Origin of the sequence: Pantoea eucalypti (assembly GCF_009646115.1) — a bacterium.
Classification (GTDB): domain Bacteria; phylum Pseudomonadota; class Gammaproteobacteria; order Enterobacterales; family Enterobacteriaceae; genus Pantoea; species Pantoea eucalypti.
The window spans coordinates 528812-546624 of sequence record NZ_CP045720.1 but is presented as its reverse complement, the minus strand read 5'-3'; the positions used below and the strand labels follow the sequence as shown (position 1 = coordinate 546624).

The following is a 17813-nucleotide window of genomic DNA, read 5'->3' as shown; positions in this document are numbered from 1 at the left end:
TATATACGAATGACGTGCAGTTATGCCTGGTACAGAAACTAATTTGTGGCGAGGATCACATCGGGGATCAGGCGTTGCGCTGACGCACCGCTTCAAACAGGCAGACGCCGGTGGCGACCGAGACATTCAACGAAGAAACGCTGCCCGCCATCGGAATGCTGATCAGCTCATCGCAATGCTCACGGGTCAGACGACGCATGCCTTCCCCTTCTGCGCCCATCACAAGCGCCATCGGGCCGGTCATTTTGCTCTGGAAGACGGTATGGTCCGCTTCACCTGCGGTGCCAACGACCCAGATGTTATATTCCTGCAGCAGACGCAGAGTACGCGCCAGGTTGGTCACGCGGATCAACGGCACATTCTCTGCCGCGCCACTGGCCACTTTTTTGGCGGTGGCGTTCAGGGGAGCGGAACGATCTTTTGGCACGATGATGGCGTGAACACCGGCAGCATCAGCGCTGCGCAGGCAGGCACCCAGGTTATGGGGATCGGTGACACCGTCCAGCACCAGCAGGAACGGTTTGTCCAGGCTCTGCAGCAGATCCGGCAGATCGCCTTCCTGATACTGACGGCCCGGTTTCACCCGGGCTACGATACCCTGATGCACACCGCCTTCAACCTGGCTGTCGAGCCACTTGCGCTCGGCCAGCTGAATAACAATCCCCTGAGCTTCCAGCGCGGCGACCACGGGTTGCAGGCGACGATCGTCGCGGCCTTTGAGGATAAAGACTTCCTGGAAACGTTGTGGGTCACGTTCCAGCAACGCCTGCACGGCATGGATACCAAAAATAATTTCGCTCATCGATCTGCTCAGTGTTTGGAAATGAATAAATGACCGCCCTTTCTCAGGAGAAAGGGCGGGTGCGCGCATCAGTCAGGCTGCGCCTTTTTTCTGGCGCGCTTCGCCCGGGTGGCGGCGGCGATTTTACGGGTTTTTTCCGAGACATTTTTACTTTTATTCGCGGAATCCGCAGCGGCGGGCTTGCCTTTATCACCCCGGAACGCAGAATCCGGCTCGAAGTTAGACTTCTTGCTCGCATTGCGACGGCGTTTCGTTGGGGCGTTATCGTCACGTTTTGCCCGGTCACGCGCGGTTTTACCTTCACCACGGACCTGACGCTGGCTGGAGATCAGAGCAAAGTCGATTTTACGCTCGTCCATGTGGACCGCTTCAACACGCACTTCAACCGTGTCACCCAGACGATAGGTGCGACCGCCCGATTCACCAATCAGACGCTGACCAACCGGATCAAAACGGTAGTAATCGTTGTCGAGCGTTGAAACGTGCACCAGACCGTCGATGAACAAATCGCTTAAGCGGACAAAGAAGCCAAATCCGGTGACGCTGGAGATGACGCCGTTGAAGACATTGCCAACCTGATCCTGCATAAAGTCACACTTGAGCCAGTCCGCGACGTCGCGGGTCGCTTCATCCGCACGGCGCTCGGTCAGGGAGCAGTGCAGACCCAGCTGCAGCATCTCCGGCATCTCGTAGTGATAGCCGCCGGTTGCCGTAGTGAGATCTTTGGCATTTTTATCTTTAGGCATCAGGTACTTGATGGCACGTTGAACCAGTCCCTTGCCTTCACCCTGCTCTTTCGCCAGCAGATACTTGATAGCGCGGTGCAGCGTCAGATCCGGGTAGCGGCGAATCGGCGAAGTAAAGTGCGCATAGGACGAGAGTGCCAGACCAAAGTGACCGCGGTTTTCCGGATCGTAAACGGCCTGCTTCATCGAACGCAGCAGCATGGTTTGCAGCATTTCCGCATCAGGACGATCGGCAACCTGCTTCAGCAGCGCTGCATAATCAACCGGCTGCGGTTTATTGCCGCCAGGCAGCGTCAGTCCCAGCTCATTAAGCACGGTACGGAAGCTCTTGATGCTCTCGTCGGTCGGGCGATCGTGATCGCGGAACAGTGCCGGTTCCTGATTTTTCTCAACGAAGCGTGCCGAGGCGATGTTCGCCAGGATCATGCACTCTTCAATCAGTTTGTGGGCGTCATTACGTGATGCACGCTCAACACGTTCAATACGGCGCTCGGCGTTGAAGATGAACTTCGCCTCTTCCGTTTCAAACGAGATGCCGCCACGCTCTTCACGGGCAGCTTCCAGCGCATGATAGAGGTTATTCAGCTCTTCGAGGTCTTTGACCAGCGGTGCATACTGCTGACGCAGCTCTTTGTCGCCCTGCAGGATGTTCCAGACTTTGTTATAGGTCAGACGCGCATGGGAATTCATTACCGCTTCGTAGTGCTTAAAGCCTGTCAGCTTGCCCTTGGTCGAAATGGTCATCTCGCACACCATACAGAGACGATCGACCTGCGGGTTAAGCGAACATAAGCCATTCGACAGCACTTCCGGCAGCATCGGAACAACCTGCGACGGGAAGTAAACTGAGGTGCCGCGCTGATGCGCTTCGTCATCCAGTGGCGTGCCAGGACGGACGTAGTAACTCACGTCGGCAATCGCCACCCACAGACGCCATCCGCCACCGCGCTTCTTCTCACAGTAGACAGCATCATCAAAGTCACGGGCATCTTCACCATCGATGGTGACCAGCGGCAGTTTACGCAGATCGACGCGGCCTTTTTTGGCCTCTTCCGGCACTTCTTCTTTCAGCTTACTGATCTGCGCTTCCACTTCTGGCGGCCAGGTGTGCGGAATTTCATGGGTACGCAGCGCCATATCTACGGCCAGGCTGGTGCCCATATCATCGCCCAGAATCTCTGCAATTTTACCGATCGCCTTGCTGCGACGGTTCGGACGCTGGACCAGCTCAACCACCACCACGGAACCCATACGGGCATTCATCGTCTCTTCAGGCGGGATGAGAATATCAAAACTCAGGCGACTGTCGTCCGGTACCACAAAACCTGCGCCAGCGTCGGTAAAGTAACGGCCAACGATCTGATTGTTGCGGGGTTCCTGCACGCGAACCACACGCGCTTCGCGGCGGCCTTTGCGATCGGCACCCAGCGGCTGCGCCAGGATCACGTCACCGTGCATACAGAATTTCATCTGTTCTGCGGAGAGGTAAAGGTCATCTTTCTGGCCTTCTGCCCGCAGGAAGCCGTAGCCATCACGATGGCCAATGACTTTACCGCGCAGGAGATCAAGGCGTTCTGGCAGGGCATAACACTGACGGCGGGTGAACACCAGCTGACCATCACGCTCCATAGCGCGAAGGCGGCGACGCAGCGCCTCAAGGTGCTCTTCTTCCTGCAGATTCATCTCTTCAGCCAGCTCTTCACGGCTGGCCGGTTTTTCACGTTTTTCTAGCAGAGCCAGAATAAATTCACGGCTCGGAATAGGGTTTTCGTATTTTTCAGCTTCTCTATCCTGAAATGGATCTTTTGACATAGCGGTTCCTCCGATGTCATTTAATATTTATTGCCACTGGCGATCTGGACAAGATGATCTCATAAAGTGGTGTATTGCCTTCGACCAGGTCTGCCAGGGTATAGTTATCCAGCTCCTGCAAAAATCGCTGCACTGCATCATGTAATGCCTGCTTCAGACGACAGGCTGGCGTGATGGAACAGGAGGCGCAGTCAACCAGTTGTAGTGGCTCCATCTTACGTACCACGTCGCCAATGACAATCTGGCGCGCTGGCATACCCAAACGAATGCCGCCGTTTTTACCACGCGTGGCGGCGACATAGCCCGCCCGGCTCAGCTGATTGATGATTTTGACCATATGATTGCGGGACAAACCATAGGTGTTTGTCACTTCCGTAATATTGGTCTGCTGACCTTCTGGCAACGATGCCAGATAAATCAGGGCGCGTAAGCCATAATCAGTAAAACTCGTGAGCTGCACAGTAACCTCGGTGAACCTTCAGGCGTGGCATTAGGTTATTCGCCTTACGATTGATGTCAGGATTGAATCGGATCGCCATTCGATTAACTACGATGATAAACCAGAGTCTGATCAGCCGTGCGTTTTTTTAAGCCAGCACAAGGTTTGACAAGCGAAGGGAGATTAAGTGGCATCTGAGAGTGGAAAAACAAGGGCCGGACAGTGTCCGGCCTGAATGATTATGCGTCAAACGGGTCGCGCAGAATCATCGTTTCACTACGATCGGGACCGGTTGAGATGATATCAATCGGCACACCTGTTACCTCTTCAACACGCTTGATGTAATCACGCGCGGCCTGAGGCAAACCTTCCAGCGTCTTCACGCCAAACGTTGTCTCGCTCCAGCCTGGCAGGGTCTCGTAAACCGGCTCAATGCCTTCCCAGTTCTCTGCCGCCAGTGGCGTGGTGGTCACTTCGCGACCATCAGGCATACGGTAAGCCACACAGATTTTCACCTCTTTCAGGCCATCCAGCACGTCCAGCTTGGTCATGCAGAAACCTGACAGGGAGTTGATCTGAACCGCGCGGCGAACCGCTACTGCATCCAGCCAGCCGGTACGGCGGCGGCGGCCGGTGGTCGCACCAAACTCATTACCCTGCGCACAGAGGAATTCGCCGGTTTCGTCGAACAGTTCGGTCGGGAACGGGCCTGCACCAACGCGGGTTGAGTAAGCTTTCACAATACCCAGAACGTAGTCGACATAACGCGGACCAATGCCTGAACCGGTTGCAACACCACCTGCGGTCGTGTTGGATGAGGTCACGTACGGATAAGTCCCGTGATCGATATCCAGCAGCGTACCCTGCGCACCTTCAAACATAATCAGATCGCCACGCTTACGCGCGACATCCAGCAGTTCAGAGACGTCAACCACCATGCCAGTCAGGATGTCAGCGACTTCCATCACATCGCTCAGCACTTTATCGAAGTCGACTGCCGGCTCTTTGTAATACTCCACCAGCTGGAAGTTGTAGAAATCGACGACTTCTTTCAGTTTGGCGGCAAATGTTTCTTTATTAAACAGGTCGCTGACGCGCAGTGCACGACGGGCAACTTTATCTTCATAAGCAGGACCGATGCCACGGCCAGTCGTACCAATCGCTTTGGCACCACGGGCACGTTCACGCGCCATATCCATCGCAACATGATATTGCAGGATCAGCGGACAGGCTTCAGAAATCAGCAGACGCTCGCGTACCGGAATTCCGCGCGCTTCCAGGCCTTTCATCTCTTTCATTAAGGCTTCAGGAGAGAGCACTACGCCGTTACCAATGATGCTGGTCACGTTATCGCGCAGAATGCCAGAAGGGATCAGGTGGAGGACGGTTTTTTCACCGTTGATGACAAGCGTGTGGCCCGCATTGTGGCCGCCTTGATAACGCACAACGTAATTCGCGCGCTCAGTCAGAAGGTCTACAATCTTACCTTTACCTTCGTCACCCCATTGGGTGCCCAGTACGACGACGTTCTTACCCATTTCTCAAAATCACCGATTGCTTAAAAAAGGATTCTACCATCTGATCCTATGCTTTTCAGCACTTTTAGCATACGATTGCGCGCTTTTTTGCCTGCGTTTTGATCACTACAACATATTGGGGATAACGGCGCAAAGAGGCACAATTTAGCCGATCTTCTCCCGGTTTACAGGTTGCCGTGCAGACTCAGCATGCAATAGATCACCATGCCAGCCACCACCAGTCCACCACCAAATCGGTGCAGCAGGCGATCGGGTAAACGGCTCATCGTCAGGATCATGCGTCGCCAGGCGCGTGGCATAAACATCGGTCCCAACCCTTCCAGCACTAATACCAGCGCCAGTGCCATCCAGATGCTCGTTTTCATTCTGATACCCAAAAAAAAGGCCGACAACATTGTCGGCCTACAGGTTATATCAGTTCTTAACGTGTCGCGTTAGAGGGCGCCTTCATATATCGGAAGAAGTCGCTATCCGGACTTAACACCATCACATCCTGATTTTCACTGAAGCTGTTTTCATAGGCGCGCAGGCTACGAATGAAAGCGTAGAAGTCAGGATCTTTGCTGAACGCATCGGCAAACAACCGCGCCGTTTCCGCATCACCATCACCACGTGTAATCAGCGCTTCACGCTGGGCTTCAGCCAGAGTACGTGTCACCTGATAATCGGCCTGAGCACGCAGTTTTTCAGCCTCTTCCTGACCCTGCGAACGCTGGCTACGCGCTACCGCTTCACGCTCGGCACGCATACGGTTGAAGATCGCATCGGAAACCTCAGTCGGCAGGTTGATCTGCTTGATGCGCACATCCATCACCTGAATACCTAATGCCGCCATACTGTTCGGATTGGGCGCCGGCTCGCTGCTGTTGGTTTCACGCTCTACACGAGCCGCTGCACTGGCAATAGCGTCATCGGCCGCAGGCGTTGCGATTTCATCATCGCTGCCAGCAGAACCGGTGTTCAGCGCGTCACGCACATCCGTCGTCAGGCGACCACGAGAGTCCGTTACGATATCTTTCACATCCAGACGGCCCATTTCAGAACGCAAGCGGTCACTGAACTTACGTTTCAGCAGCACTTCCGCCTGAGAGACATCGCCGCCGCCGGTAGCCAGGTAGTAGCGACTGAAGTCGCTAATACGCCACTTGATGTAAGAGTCGACGATCAGATCTTTCTTCTCTTTAGTGACGAAGCGATCGGCCTGGTTATCCATGGTCTGAATGCGCGCATCCAGCGTTTTAACCGTTTCCAGGAATGGGATCTTGAAATGCAGGCCCGGCGCAAACACCTGCGGTTTGTTTTCACCATCGCGCAGGACTTTGCCGAAGCGCAGAACAATGCCTCGCTCCCCTTCCTGCACCACAAACAGCGACGCATAGAGCGCCACCAGCACGACAATGATCAAAAATACTATTGGCTTACGCATCGATTACTCTCTCCCTTCGCGCTGGCTGTCGCTGCGCTGAGCATTGGCCCGACGCTGATCCATGATGTTGTCCGGACTGTATGACGACGTGTCATTGCGGCTGGCGCCGCGATCGGAGATAGCCGGCAGCGAAGAACTGTTACTGCCCTTCTGACCGCTCTGGCCCGGTGCAGCCTGGGTGCCACGCATCAGTTGATCCAGCGGCAGCACCATCAGGTTATTACCCCGATCGTTAACCAGGACTTTGCGGGTATGGCTCAGCACACGTTCCATCGTCTCGATATAAAGACGCTCTTTGGTGATTTCAGGCGCGGCTTTATATTCCGGCAGAATTTTGGCGAATCGCGCCACTTCACCCTGGGCTTCCAGAACGGTACGCTCTTTGTATGCACGCGCCTCTTCCAGAATACGTTGCGCACGGCCGTTAGCTCGAGGCTGAACTTCGTTGGCGTAAGCTTCTGCTTCACGGACGTACTGCTCACGGTTTTCGCGTGCCGCAATCGCGTCATCAAAGGCAGACTTCACTTCTTCCGGCGGACGGGCAGCCTGGAAGTTAACGTCCACAACCGCGACGCCCATGTTGTAAGGGCGAATCGTCTCATCGATTTCACGCTGGGTTTCGCTACGCACCACGGTACGGCCTTCAGTCAGAATGCGGTCCATGGTGGAACGACCAATCACGCCGCGCAGCGCGCTGTCAGTTGCCTGACGCAGGCTGTCGTCCGCGCTGGTGACTGCATAAAGATAACGTTCCGGATCGGTCACGCGGTACTGCACGTTCATTTCGACACGCACAACGTTCTCGTCCGAAGTCAGCATGACACCTGAAGCCGCCAGTTCACGTACTGATTCAACGTTAACCGCACGAACCTGATCAATGAATGTAGGTTTCCAGTTCAGGCCGGGTTCGACCAGGTGACTGAACTTACCGAAACGCGTCACTACGCCACGCTCCGCTTCTTTGATGGTGTAGAAACCGCTTGCAGCCCAGATGACTACAGCAGCAACAGCCACGATGCCAACAATTTTGCCACCGCTGCCGGAGCCGCGTTGACCGTTGTCGCTCTGTTTGCCACCGCCCAGTCCACCAAGCTTCTTGCTCAGCTTACGGAAGATATCATCCAGATCAGGAGGCCCGGATTCCCGTCCTCCCTTATTTCCCCCAGAGTTGCCGCCTTGATTATTGCTGCTTCCCCACGGGTCGCGGTCCTGTCCGTTATTTCCGGGCTGATTCCACGCCATGTCTCTACTCCATTTATTGTAATTACGGTTTTTACCCTTCATCTTTCGGATTGCAGCGATGTTGGCTGCCTTCGCTCACCCCGGTCACTTACAGCAGTAAGCACCCAGGGATTCACTCAGTTGCCGCCTTGCTGAAATCCGAAATACCCGGGTAAATCCTGCGTATCTGGCCTGCAACGAAAATGCGACAATCTTCAATTTTGAGGTAAGTGCGTCGGGCAATATCAAACGATGTAACTGGTCAGCGACGGTTCCTGCTTACATAAACGCATCCATTCAATGATGGGCATACGTATCTGCAATCCTACACTGCCGTCTTCTTCATTCCACTCTTTCTCAATCGCCTGCAACTGATAGAAACGGCTACGAAGTCGCCCCGCTTCCGGTGGCAGACGTAACGCATGCTGGGCAATTTCACCCGCCAGACGTTCAGAGAGCGCCTGCCATAGCAGCGGAATACCCACACCGGTCTGAGCGGAGAGCCAGACGCGAATGGGCAGATTCTCTTCGTTACGATCGATACGCGGTTCAAAACCGTCAAGCATATCGATTTTATTCATTACCAGTAACGTCGGGATTTCATCCGCTTCAATCTCTTCCAGTACGGCATCAACAGCGGCGATATTTTCTGTCACGCGCAGGTCCGCGCCATCAATCACGTGCATTAACAGCGTCGCCTGACGCGTCTCCTGCAGTGTGGCTTTAAAAGCGGCAACCAGATCGTGAGGAAGATGGCGAATAAAGCCGACCGTGTCTGCCAGCACCACATCTCCGACATCGGCAACATTCAGGCGGCGCAGTGTGGGATCAAGGGTCGCAAACAGCTGGTCTGCGGCAAAGACGTTGGCAGAAGTCATGGCGTTAAAGAGGGTCGACTTGCCGGCGTTGGTATAACCCACCAGCGAAACCGTTGGCACATCCGCTTTGGCACGAGACTGACGTCCCTGCTCACGCTGTTTTTCAACCCGCTCAAGACGAGACAAAATCTGACTGATTCGTCCGCGCAGCAGTCGTCGGTCTGTTTCTAACTGTGTTTCACCCGGACCACGCAAACCGATCCCGCCTTTCTGGCGTTCAAGGTGAGTCCAGCCACGTACCAGACGTGTCGCAAGATGGCGTAACTGTGCCAGCTCAACCTGCAATTTACCTTCGTGGGTACGTGCACGCTGGGCGAAGATATCCAGAATTAAACCAGTGCGATCTATGACGCGGCATTCGCACAGGCGCTCGAGGTTTCTTTCCTGAGCGGGCGTGAGGGCATGATCGAATAACACGACCGATGCTCCAGTTGTTTTTACCGCATCGGCAATTTCAACGGCCTTTCCTTCACCGACAAAATACTTGGGGTGCGGCGCTTTACGGCTGCCAGTAACCACTTGCAGCGCCTCAACGCCAGCAGAAGAAACCAGGGTTTCAAACTCCTGTAAATCTTCTACTTCTTTGTCTTGGGAGAACCAGATGTGTACCAGTACGGCCTGCTCACCGGCTTCATAACGGTCAAACAAGCTATAACCTCGCTAAATAAAGACCAGGACGGAAAACGTTTGTCTTCCGTGCCTGGCTGTACGATGACGCGTTATTCTGCGCTATCACCGTCTTGTTGTGGCTGTGGCTGCGCAGTTGTGTTGCTGCCGCCCTGATGATAATTGTTGCTGCCGCCGCCGCCGGTATTATTGCTATGGTGAGAAACCGGGCGCGAAGGAACAACGGTAGAAATGGCATGCTTATAAACCATCTGACTTACCGTGTTTTTCAACAAAATGACGAACTGATCAAATGACTCAATCTGACCCTGCAGCTTAATACCGTTAACCAGATAAATCGAAACCGGAACACGTTCACGACGCAGTGCGTTCAAAAACGGGTCTTGTAATGATTGCCCCTTAGCCATTCTATCTTTTCCTTATATGCTTGTTGTTTGTTGCTAGTAGAACCTATGGTTCGAAAAATACTGCGTAAAAATTTGCGCACGATAACCCATCAATTGTACACAATCACCCATGCTTCGCACTAAGAACCTGTAACACTGTATCAAGCGCCAGCCGGGGCTCGTCACTGTCAAGCCAGTGAACATTTTCCCAACCGCGTAACCAGGTTATCTGTCGCTTAGCAAGTTGCCGGGTCGCGCAAATTCCCCGATAAACCATTTCGCTGTGATCGATTTCGCCCGATAAATAAGACCACATCTGACGATAGCCAACACAACGAATGGAAGGCATGTCCGTATGCAAATCACCTCGTGCAAACAGGGCCCGAGCCTCCGCTTCAAATCCTGACGCTAACATCTGCTCAAAACGCAACGCGATACGCTGGTGCAGCAGTTCGCGGCTCGCGGGGGCGATGGCAAACTGTTGCACGTCGTAGGGTAACGCTTCACCGGATGTTTTTGTCAGTTCCGTTAAAGTTTTACCCGAAATAAAAAAAACTTCCAGTGCTCGCGAAAGTCTCTGCGGATCATTCGGATGAATACGACTGCCGGCAACCGGGTCGATTTCACAAAGCTGGCGGTGTAAAGCATCCCAGCCTTTTTCACGCGCCGTTTGCTCTATCCGCTGACGAACATCAGGATCGGCCGAGGGCAACGGCGACAATCCTTCAAGTAACGCCTTGAAGTAGAGCATGGTTCCACCAACAAGCAACGGTATTCGTCCGGCTGCAACGATTTCCGCCATTTCTGCTAAAGCATCCCGCCGGAACTCCGCTGCCGAATAGGCTTCTGCGGGATCGCGGATGTCGAGCAGACGATGGGGCGCCACTGCTAACTCTTCAGCCGACGGTTTCGCCGTACCAATATCCATCTGACGATAAATAAGGGCAGAATCAACGCTGATAAGTTCCACGGGTAAGTGCTTACGCAACTCAATCGCTAAAGCGGTCTTACCCGAAGCTGTAGGTCCCATCAAAAAAATAGCCTTTGGCCGGCCAGCCTGGTTTAATTCACTCATGCTTCAACGCGTTGACCGCGCTCTCAATCTCTATGGGCTGTAATAAGCCTGAAGGCGGCGATTTCAGCAGCTGTGGGCAAAGCCGTTCAAGCTCTGCCAGCAGGTTGATCGCCTGTGAGTGATTCCAGTCGGAGTACGCTGTTTCCTGACGCTGCGCCAGCCACTGGGCCAGTTGCGTCGCAGTGTTCTCCTGCTGCCGGGCGAGATAGCCTAACAGCTCAGGAATCAAGATTTGTAAATTTTGTGTTCGTAACGGTAAAGGCACCGCGCGCAGCGTCACGTGGTCACCATCGAGCTGAAGATCGATACCCATCTGATTGAGCAGACTACTGTTTTCTTTTGCTGCCTGTCGTTCATTCAGCGCAATTTTCAGCCTGACCGGAATCAGTAGCGGCTGCGGCTTAAGCCCGTCTTCACCCGGTTCCAGCTGAGCCAGTTTCAGCCAGCGTGCCGCAACCGGCAGCGACATCAGCATTAATGTCTGGTCCTGCTCCAGCAGCGCAAAGTGATTGTGCAAAATCGTCAGCACCCGGCCAAAACTCTGGGCATGGGGGGCCAGCGGCGAGGGTTTCGCGGCCGGACGCGGTGCTGGCTCGCGGGCGCTCAGCGGCGGTGTGGTGCCGGACGAGGGGGGGCCAGAAGGGGTTTTCAGCAGTTGCTGATAAACCGCACCTTCACGCTGACGATAAACATTCTCTTTGTTTTGCCAGGCAGGCGGTGTTTCACGCGCGGACGAGGGTTTTGTCTCACTGGCAGACGCTGCAGGCTGCGCAAAATGATTTCCCCCGGCCGCCTGACGATTTTCAGGCTGCCAGCGTGGCGCGGGTTCTTCGGCCTGCAGCGCGGGTAAGGTGGGTGCCGCCATCGCCTGAAGCGCGCTGACCACGCCCTGATAAATAAAGTCATGTACCAGACGTGACTGGTGAAATCGTACTTCATGCTTGGCCGGGTGAACGTTGACATCCACCTGATGCGGATCGATCTCCAGATAAAGCACGTAAGCGGGCTGCTGGTCATCCTGAAGCTGTGTCTGGAATGCCTGACGGATAGCATGATTGATCAGCTTGTCGCGCATCATCCGGCCATTGACGTAGCAATACTGCAGATCGGTGACCTGTCGCGACCCTGCGGGATCGGCGACCCAGCCACGCAGCGAGAGGTCATCATGTTGCCAGTCAATTCGCAGCGCATGCTGCATAAAGGTGGTGCCGCAGATTGCCGCCAGTCGCCGTTCACGCTGACTCTCCTCACTGACAGCACGGTACTGACGCATCATTTTACCGTTGTGACTTAATGATATCGCCACGTCAAAACGTGCCAGCGCAATACGACGAATCACTTCGTCGATATGGCCGAATTCGGTTTTCTCCGTGCGCATAAACTTGCGGCGTGCCGGGGTGTTATAAAAAAGATCCAGCACTTCCAGCGTGGTGCCGCAGGGATGCGCTGCCGGTTTAACTGTCACCGTCATGTCACGCCCTTCCGCATAGGCCTGCCAGGCTTCAGTTTGATCGGCGGTACGTGAGGTTAAGGTCAGGCGGGAGACCGAACTAATGCTGGCCAGCGCTTCACCGCGAAAGCCCAGACTCATAATCGCTTCCAGGTCATCCAGTGAGGCTATTTTGCTGGTAGCGTGCCGGGCCAGCGCCATCGACAGCTCAGCTTTAACGATGCCGCAGCCGTTGTCACGGATCCGGATAAGCTTTGCGCCACCCTTTTCAATATCAACTTCAATGCGCGTAGCGCCAGCATCCAGACTGTTCTCCACCAGCTCTTTGACCACCGATGCAGGACGCTCAACGACTTCACCCGCCGCAATCTGGTTAGCCAGTTGTGGCGGTAAAATTTGAATCGGCATGGTTTTCCTTTTAACTGGTAGCCCGGCGCAGCGGCCGGGCAAGCAATCAGGATGCAGGAATTTTCAGGTTCTGCCCCAACATGACGTTGGTCGACTTGAGATTATTAGTCTGCATTATCGCTTTCGGGCTGACGCCGTAATGTGCGGCAATGCCAGTCAGCGAATCACCGACCACCACTTTATGGCGTACTACACCGCGTGGTGCCGCGCGCGCAGTTCGACTGGCCACTGCACTGGCCGGGACTTTTAACCGTTGTCCGACCCACACCACATCACGCTTCAGCGCGTTCATCCCACGCAGCGTGTCCATGCTGACACCATACTTTGCGGCAATGCCGGAAAGTGTCTCACCGCGCGTCACCGTATGACGCTGTGTCACACCGGTGTATTGCGGTACACCGGTCGCCGGATTACTGGCTACGCTGACCGCTGGCGACGAGCCCAGCGGCCGGTTTTCCTCCTTTGGGATGGATTGTAGCGGGTGCGCCAGGAAATAAGTGCGCAGACCTCTGTAGATCGACTGCGCAATCTTATCCTGGTGTGCGCTACTGCCAAGCAGTCGCTCCTCCGAGGAATTACTGATAAAGCCGGTTTCCACCAGCAAAGAAGGGATATCTGGCGAACGCAGCACGCCCAGGCTGGCATGCTCAGGCAGACGTTTATGCAGCGACGTTACGCTGCGTAGCTGCTGTAACACTTTCTGGGCGATGTCATAACCCACGCGCTGCGAGTGACCAAACTGCAGGTCCAGTACCGCCTGGCTGAGGTAAGGATCGGCCTGACTGTTGGCCAGCAGGTCACCTGCGCCGCCCAGCAGCTCAGACTGTTTCTCTTTCTGCTCCAGCCAGTTAGCCATCTCGTTATTTGCGCGACGGTTGGATAATACCCAGACCGATGCGCCAGTCGCCGCATGGCTCGGCGCGGCGTCAGCGTGAATTGACACCAGCACGTTGGCATTGGCTTTACGCGCGACATCAGAGCGGCCCATGACCGAGATAAAATAGTCGCCATCACGCGTCAGCACGCCTTTGAACATCGGATCATTGTTTAGCAACACTCGCAGTTTGCGGGCAATGGCGATTGTGACGTTCTTCTCTTTCAACCCGCGCTGCCCGATAGCACCCGGATCCTGACCGCCATGTCCGGCATCAATCGCCACAATCACGGTGTCATTCTGGCTGACCGCACGACCTGGACGTACGGTGCTGGCCGTGCTGGTCACTGAGGTCACTGGATTGGAATTAAATGGGTTAACCGCGTCGGCACTCTGTGTCGGCACAGGTCTCGGGGCCGTGACCGGCGCAGGCGCACTGCGCGTAATAGCAGGCGCCTTACCGGTAATTGTGAAGACCACGCTATAGCTATTGCCATTGCGCTGGGTGACCGCTCGGGTTTTACCCGCCTGCGTCAGTTCAAACACCAGCCGCACACTCTGTTTATCTTTAGGGGTGCTGGTACGAATCCGCTTTACGATATTTTCGCCGCTGAAATTGAGTGGCAGTCCCTGAACCACGCCGCTTTGGTTAACATCAAGCACCACACGATTCGGGTTGTGCAGTGAGAAAAAGGCATAGGCAGGCTGTCCTGCAAAGTTCAGGGTGATGGTGGCCTGACTGTCGCCATTGGCCACTTTGATATCTGACAGAGTAGCGGCAAAAAGAGGCGTACAGACCAGCAGCAGCAGTGTTACCAGCGCTATTTTCATCCGTGACATCATGTCTTATCCCTGCTCTGATCAAACAGTTCCAGCCATTTCTGGCCCGATGCCGACTGTGCCGTCAGCTCTGCCTCACGCGCTTCGCCCACGTAGCGCAGCGTTAACGTAAGGTCGGGCGAGGGCAGAAAACCGGCACCCTGCTGCGGCCATTCCACCAGACAGATGGCCTCGCCACTGAAGTAGTCACGGATGCCCATGAACTCAAGCTCTTCAGGATCGGCAAGTCGATAAAGGTCGAAATGATAGAGCGTATGGTTGTTAAGCGAGTAAGGCTCAACCAACGTATAAGTGGGGCTTTTGACGTTGCCCTGATGGCCCAGCGCCTGCAGAAAGCCGCGGCTGAAGGTGGTTTTACCCGCCCCCAGATCGCCATAGAGATAAATGACTGCCGCGCTGCCACAGGCGCGCGCCAGTTGAGCGCCCAAATCGAGCGTAGCCGCCTCATCGGGCAAAGAAATAACACAGGTCTTCATGCTTCTTTATTCATCTCAGGATTAACAAATTGCCACAGCAGATCCAGTAAATCAGTTGCCAGCATACCGCGTGTTCCGCGTTCTGCAGCCACCGCATCGGCCGCTGCACCATGTGCCACGCAGCCAGCGCAGGCTGCATCAAACAGCGTGAGTTTCTGACCCACCAGCGAGGCGATAATTCCACTCAGGAGATCGCCCATACCACCAGAAGCCATGCCGGCGTTGCCCACATCCGCAAAGGCCAGTTCGCCCTGCTCACTGGCAATGATCGTGCCGGCACCTTTCAGAACCACTACGCCACCATAATGCTGCGCCAATGTCTGCGCTGCATGTAAGCGGTCACTCTCAATTTCACTGGTCTCGATATTCAGTAAACGCGCCGCTTCTCCAGGATGCGGCGTAATAATGCGATTCTGACGTTTCTCCGCACTGATTGCCAGCAGGTTAAGCGCATCCGCGTCCCAAAGCATCGGCTTTTCACTAAGCGCGACCTGCTCCAGCGCCCGCTTGCCCCATTCACGCTGACCCAGACCAGGCCCAATCGCAATAACATCGGCCCACTCCAGCGCCTCAGTCAGCCGTTCATCGGTCAGCTCATCGACCATAACTTCGGGCCGGGCGGTAAGAATCGGAATGATATTATCTTTGTGAGTAAGTACTCGCACTAATCCGCTGCCGCTGCGTAGCGCGGCTTCTGCGGTCATTCGTACCGCGCCCGCGGTACCGGCATCGCCCCCGACGACCAGCAGCCGCCCATGACTGCCCTTGTGGGAGGTCGGCTTACGCGGTTTTAGCCAGCGGGTTAATGCACTGGCGTCATAACGCGCGATGGGCGCCGCTTCGCCCGCCAGAAAGGTGGCCAGGCCGAGATCGGCATAGCAGAGCTGTCCGATGTAGTCTCGCGCCTTGCCGGTGATCTGACCCGGTTTCAGTGCGACCATACTCAGCGTATGGCTGGCATTAATCACCTCACCAGGTGCAGTGCCGTTGCGGGCGGATAAGCCGGAAGGCATATCAATGGCGAGTATGGGTGCAGCGTGGGCGTTGGCCCGCTGGATAAGTGAGACATAGGGTTTCCCGGGCGCACGATTACAGCCGGTTCCCAGCAGCGCATCAACAATCACATCCACCCGCTCTGGCCAGGCGGCATCGGCCGCATGAATTTCACCGCCCGCATCCAGCCATGCCTCCCGCGCGCGCTGCGCCTCTTCCGGCAACGCTTTTTCACTTTCGCACGCCAGCAGCGTAACGGTTTTCCCAGCCGCCTGCCCCAGCCGCGCCACAACATAACCGTCACCACCGTTGTTGCCGTGACCGCACAGAATCAGCCAGTGGCTGGAATCAGGCCAGTTCGCATTCAGATGGTCATAAGCAGACTGCCCGGCTCGCAGCATGAGCTCATACAGGGTAATTCCGAGTACATCGGCGCCCTGTTGCTCAAGCGTTGGCACAGCCTGCGCAGGCCAGACAGAATATGGTAAACTACGGCTGTTTTTCTTCGAATCCTGGTCACTCATGTCATACCCTCTCGATCTTCATCAACTCGCACAACAGATTAAACAATGGGGATTGGATCTCGGCTTTCAGCAGGTCGGCATCACCGACACCGATCTCAGCGCAGAAGAGCCGCGCCTGCAGGCGTGGCTGGACAAACAATATCAAGGCGAGATGGCGTGGATGGCGCGACACGGCATGATGCGGGCGCGTCCTCATGAACTGCTACCCGGCACGCTGCGTGTCATCAGCGTTCGCATGAACTACCTTCCGGCCAAAGCCGCCTTTGCCAGCACGCTGAAAAATCCTCAATTGGGCTATGTCAGCCGTTATGCACTCGGTCGTGATTACCACAAAGTATTGCGCAATCGACTGAAAAAGCTCGGAGAAATGATCCAGCAGCATTGTGGCGAGCTGAATTTTCGACCGTTCGTGGATTCGGCGCCGCTGCTTGAGCGCCCACTGGCGGCTAAAGCAGGACTGGGGTGGACGGGCAAACATTCGCTGATTCTTAATCGGGAAGCGGGCTCGTGGTTTTTCCTCGGCGAATTGCTCATCGATATTCCGCTACCGTTAGATGCCCCGCAGGAGGAGCAGTGTGGTCGCTGTGTCGCCTGCATGACCATCTGCCCCACCAGCGCTATCGTTGAGCCTTACGTCGTCGATGCCCGTCGCTGTATCTCCTATCTCACCATTGAGCTGGAAGGGGCTATCCCGGAAGAGTTTCGTCCGCTGATGGGCAACCGGATTTATGGCTGCGACGACTGCCAGCTGATCTGTCCGTGGAATCGCTATGGACAACTCAGTGACGAAAGCGATTTTTCACCGCGAGCGGCGTTACATGCACCGGAACTGATCGATCTGTTTCAGTGGGATGAGGCGAAGTTTTTACGCATAACAGAAGGCTCAGCGATTCGTCGCATTGGTCATTTACGCTGGCTGCGTAACATCTCTGTCGCGCTGGGCAATGCGCCCTGGTCACCCGAAATTATTCAGATTCTGGAGCAACGACTGGGTGAGAGTGAACTCCTGGATGAACACATTCTGTGGGCAATCGCACAGCAGCAGCAGAAACGCGAGCAAATCGTGGTTGAAGTGCAGCCTGCCCAGCAGAAGCGGCTGGTTCGTGCAGTAGAGAAGGGATTACCGCGTGATGCGTGATTGTACAGCCCGATCGTGAATTATCGTTTTCCACATGCTGTGAATAAAAATAAAAAGCTGTTGTCATTCAAATGCAATAACACTGATTTCGCTGCGAAATAACACATTGAAATATCTTCATTTATCTAAATATCAATAACTTATGTAAAAGTTGTGTTTA

At 55.0% G+C, this 17813-nt stretch carries 15 protein-coding genes; 1 reads left to right on the top strand and 14 read right to left on the bottom strand.

The window, feature by feature from the left end; genetic code table 11:
* Window positions 1-67 precede the first annotated feature (67 nt).
* The 14 genes from rlmB to nnr all read right to left on the bottom strand — a co-directional run bounded on the left by rlmB (window position 68) and on the right by nnr (window position 16515).
* A complete protein-coding gene (rlmB, locus tag EE896_RS02630) occupies window positions 68-802 on the bottom strand; it encodes a 23S rRNA (guanosine(2251)-2'-O)-methyltransferase RlmB (RefSeq protein ID WP_003855328.1) in 735 nt (244 codons plus the stop codon).
* 68 nt (window positions 803-870) lie between these two features.
* Window positions 871-3360 carry a ribonuclease R gene (gene rnr / locus EE896_RS02625; RefSeq protein WP_003855326.1) on the bottom strand — a complete coding sequence of 830 codons (2490 nt, stop codon included), beginning with the start codon at window positions 3358-3360 and terminating at the stop codon, window positions 871-873.
* Between the two features lie 16 nt (window positions 3361-3376).
* Entirely contained in the window at window positions 3377-3820 is a 444-nt protein-coding gene (gene nsrR, locus EE896_RS02620) for a nitric oxide-sensing transcriptional repressor NsrR (RefSeq protein ID WP_003855325.1), read from the bottom strand.
* Window positions 3821-4038: 218 nt separating this feature from the next.
* Window positions 4039-5337, bottom strand: coding sequence for an adenylosuccinate synthase (locus tag EE896_RS02615; protein ID WP_008925795.1), 1299 nt, complete (start codon window positions 5335-5337; stop codon window positions 4039-4041).
* 164 nt (window positions 5338-5501) lie between these two features.
* Window positions 5502-5702 carry a DUF2065 domain-containing protein gene (locus tag EE896_RS02610; protein ID WP_033743145.1) on the bottom strand — a complete coding sequence of 67 codons (201 nt, stop codon included), beginning with the start codon at window positions 5700-5702 and terminating at the stop codon, window positions 5502-5504.
* Window positions 5703-5758: 56 nt separating this feature from the next.
* Window positions 5759-6763, bottom strand: a complete 1005-nt coding sequence (hflC, locus tag EE896_RS02605; RefSeq protein ID WP_003855319.1) for a protease modulator HflC — start codon at window positions 6761-6763, stop codon at window positions 5759-5761.
* A gap of 3 nt (window positions 6764-6766) precedes the next feature.
* Window positions 6767-8005, bottom strand: coding sequence for an FtsH protease activity modulator HflK (gene hflK / locus EE896_RS02600; protein ID WP_008925797.1), 1239 nt, complete (start codon window positions 8003-8005; stop codon window positions 6767-6769).
* 224 nt (window positions 8006-8229) lie between these two features.
* A complete protein-coding gene (gene hflX, locus EE896_RS02595) occupies window positions 8230-9510 on the bottom strand; it encodes a ribosome rescue GTPase HflX (protein WP_003855317.1) in 1281 nt (426 codons plus the stop codon).
* A gap of 71 nt (window positions 9511-9581) precedes the next feature.
* Window positions 9582-9896 (bottom strand): RNA chaperone Hfq, encoded by a 315-nt coding sequence (gene hfq, locus EE896_RS02590; RefSeq protein ID WP_003855314.1) that lies wholly within the window; start codon window positions 9894-9896, stop codon window positions 9582-9584.
* A 103-nt stretch (window positions 9897-9999) separates the two neighbouring features.
* The gene (gene miaA / locus EE896_RS02585) at window positions 10000-10950 is read right to left on the bottom strand and encodes a tRNA (adenosine(37)-N6)-dimethylallyltransferase MiaA (protein ID WP_033743148.1); all 951 of its coding nucleotides are present in this window, start codon (window positions 10948-10950) and stop codon (window positions 10000-10002) included.
* Entirely contained in the window at window positions 10943-12808 is a 1866-nt protein-coding gene (mutL, locus tag EE896_RS02580; protein ID WP_153574533.1) for a DNA mismatch repair endonuclease MutL, read from the bottom strand. The genes miaA and mutL overlap by 8 nt, the downstream gene beginning before the upstream one ends.
* A 46-nt stretch (window positions 12809-12854) precedes the next feature.
* Window positions 12855-14525: an N-acetylmuramoyl-L-alanine amidase AmiB gene (amiB, locus tag EE896_RS02575; protein WP_003855309.1), complete on the bottom strand. Its 1671-nt coding sequence runs from the start codon at window positions 14523-14525 to the stop codon at window positions 12855-12857.
* Entirely contained in the window at window positions 14522-14998 is a 477-nt protein-coding gene (gene tsaE / locus EE896_RS02570) for a tRNA (adenosine(37)-N6)-threonylcarbamoyltransferase complex ATPase subunit type 1 TsaE (RefSeq protein WP_008925801.1), read from the bottom strand. Before tsaE ends, amiB begins: the two co-directional genes overlap by 4 nt.
* The gene (gene nnr / locus EE896_RS02565) at window positions 14995-16515 is read right to left on the bottom strand and encodes a bifunctional ADP-dependent NAD(P)H-hydrate dehydratase/NAD(P)H-hydrate epimerase (RefSeq protein WP_140916436.1); all 1521 of its coding nucleotides are present in this window, start codon (window positions 16513-16515) and stop codon (window positions 14995-14997) included. Before nnr ends, tsaE begins: the two co-directional genes overlap by 4 nt.
* On the opposite strand from nnr, the gene queG reads away from it, so the two are divergent.
* The gene (gene queG, locus EE896_RS02560) at window positions 16514-17653 is read left to right on the top strand and encodes a tRNA epoxyqueuosine(34) reductase QueG (RefSeq protein ID WP_140916435.1); all 1140 of its coding nucleotides are present in this window, start codon (window positions 16514-16516) and stop codon (window positions 17651-17653) included. The genes nnr and queG overlap by 2 nt on opposite strands.
* Window positions 17654-17813 lie beyond the last annotated feature (160 nt).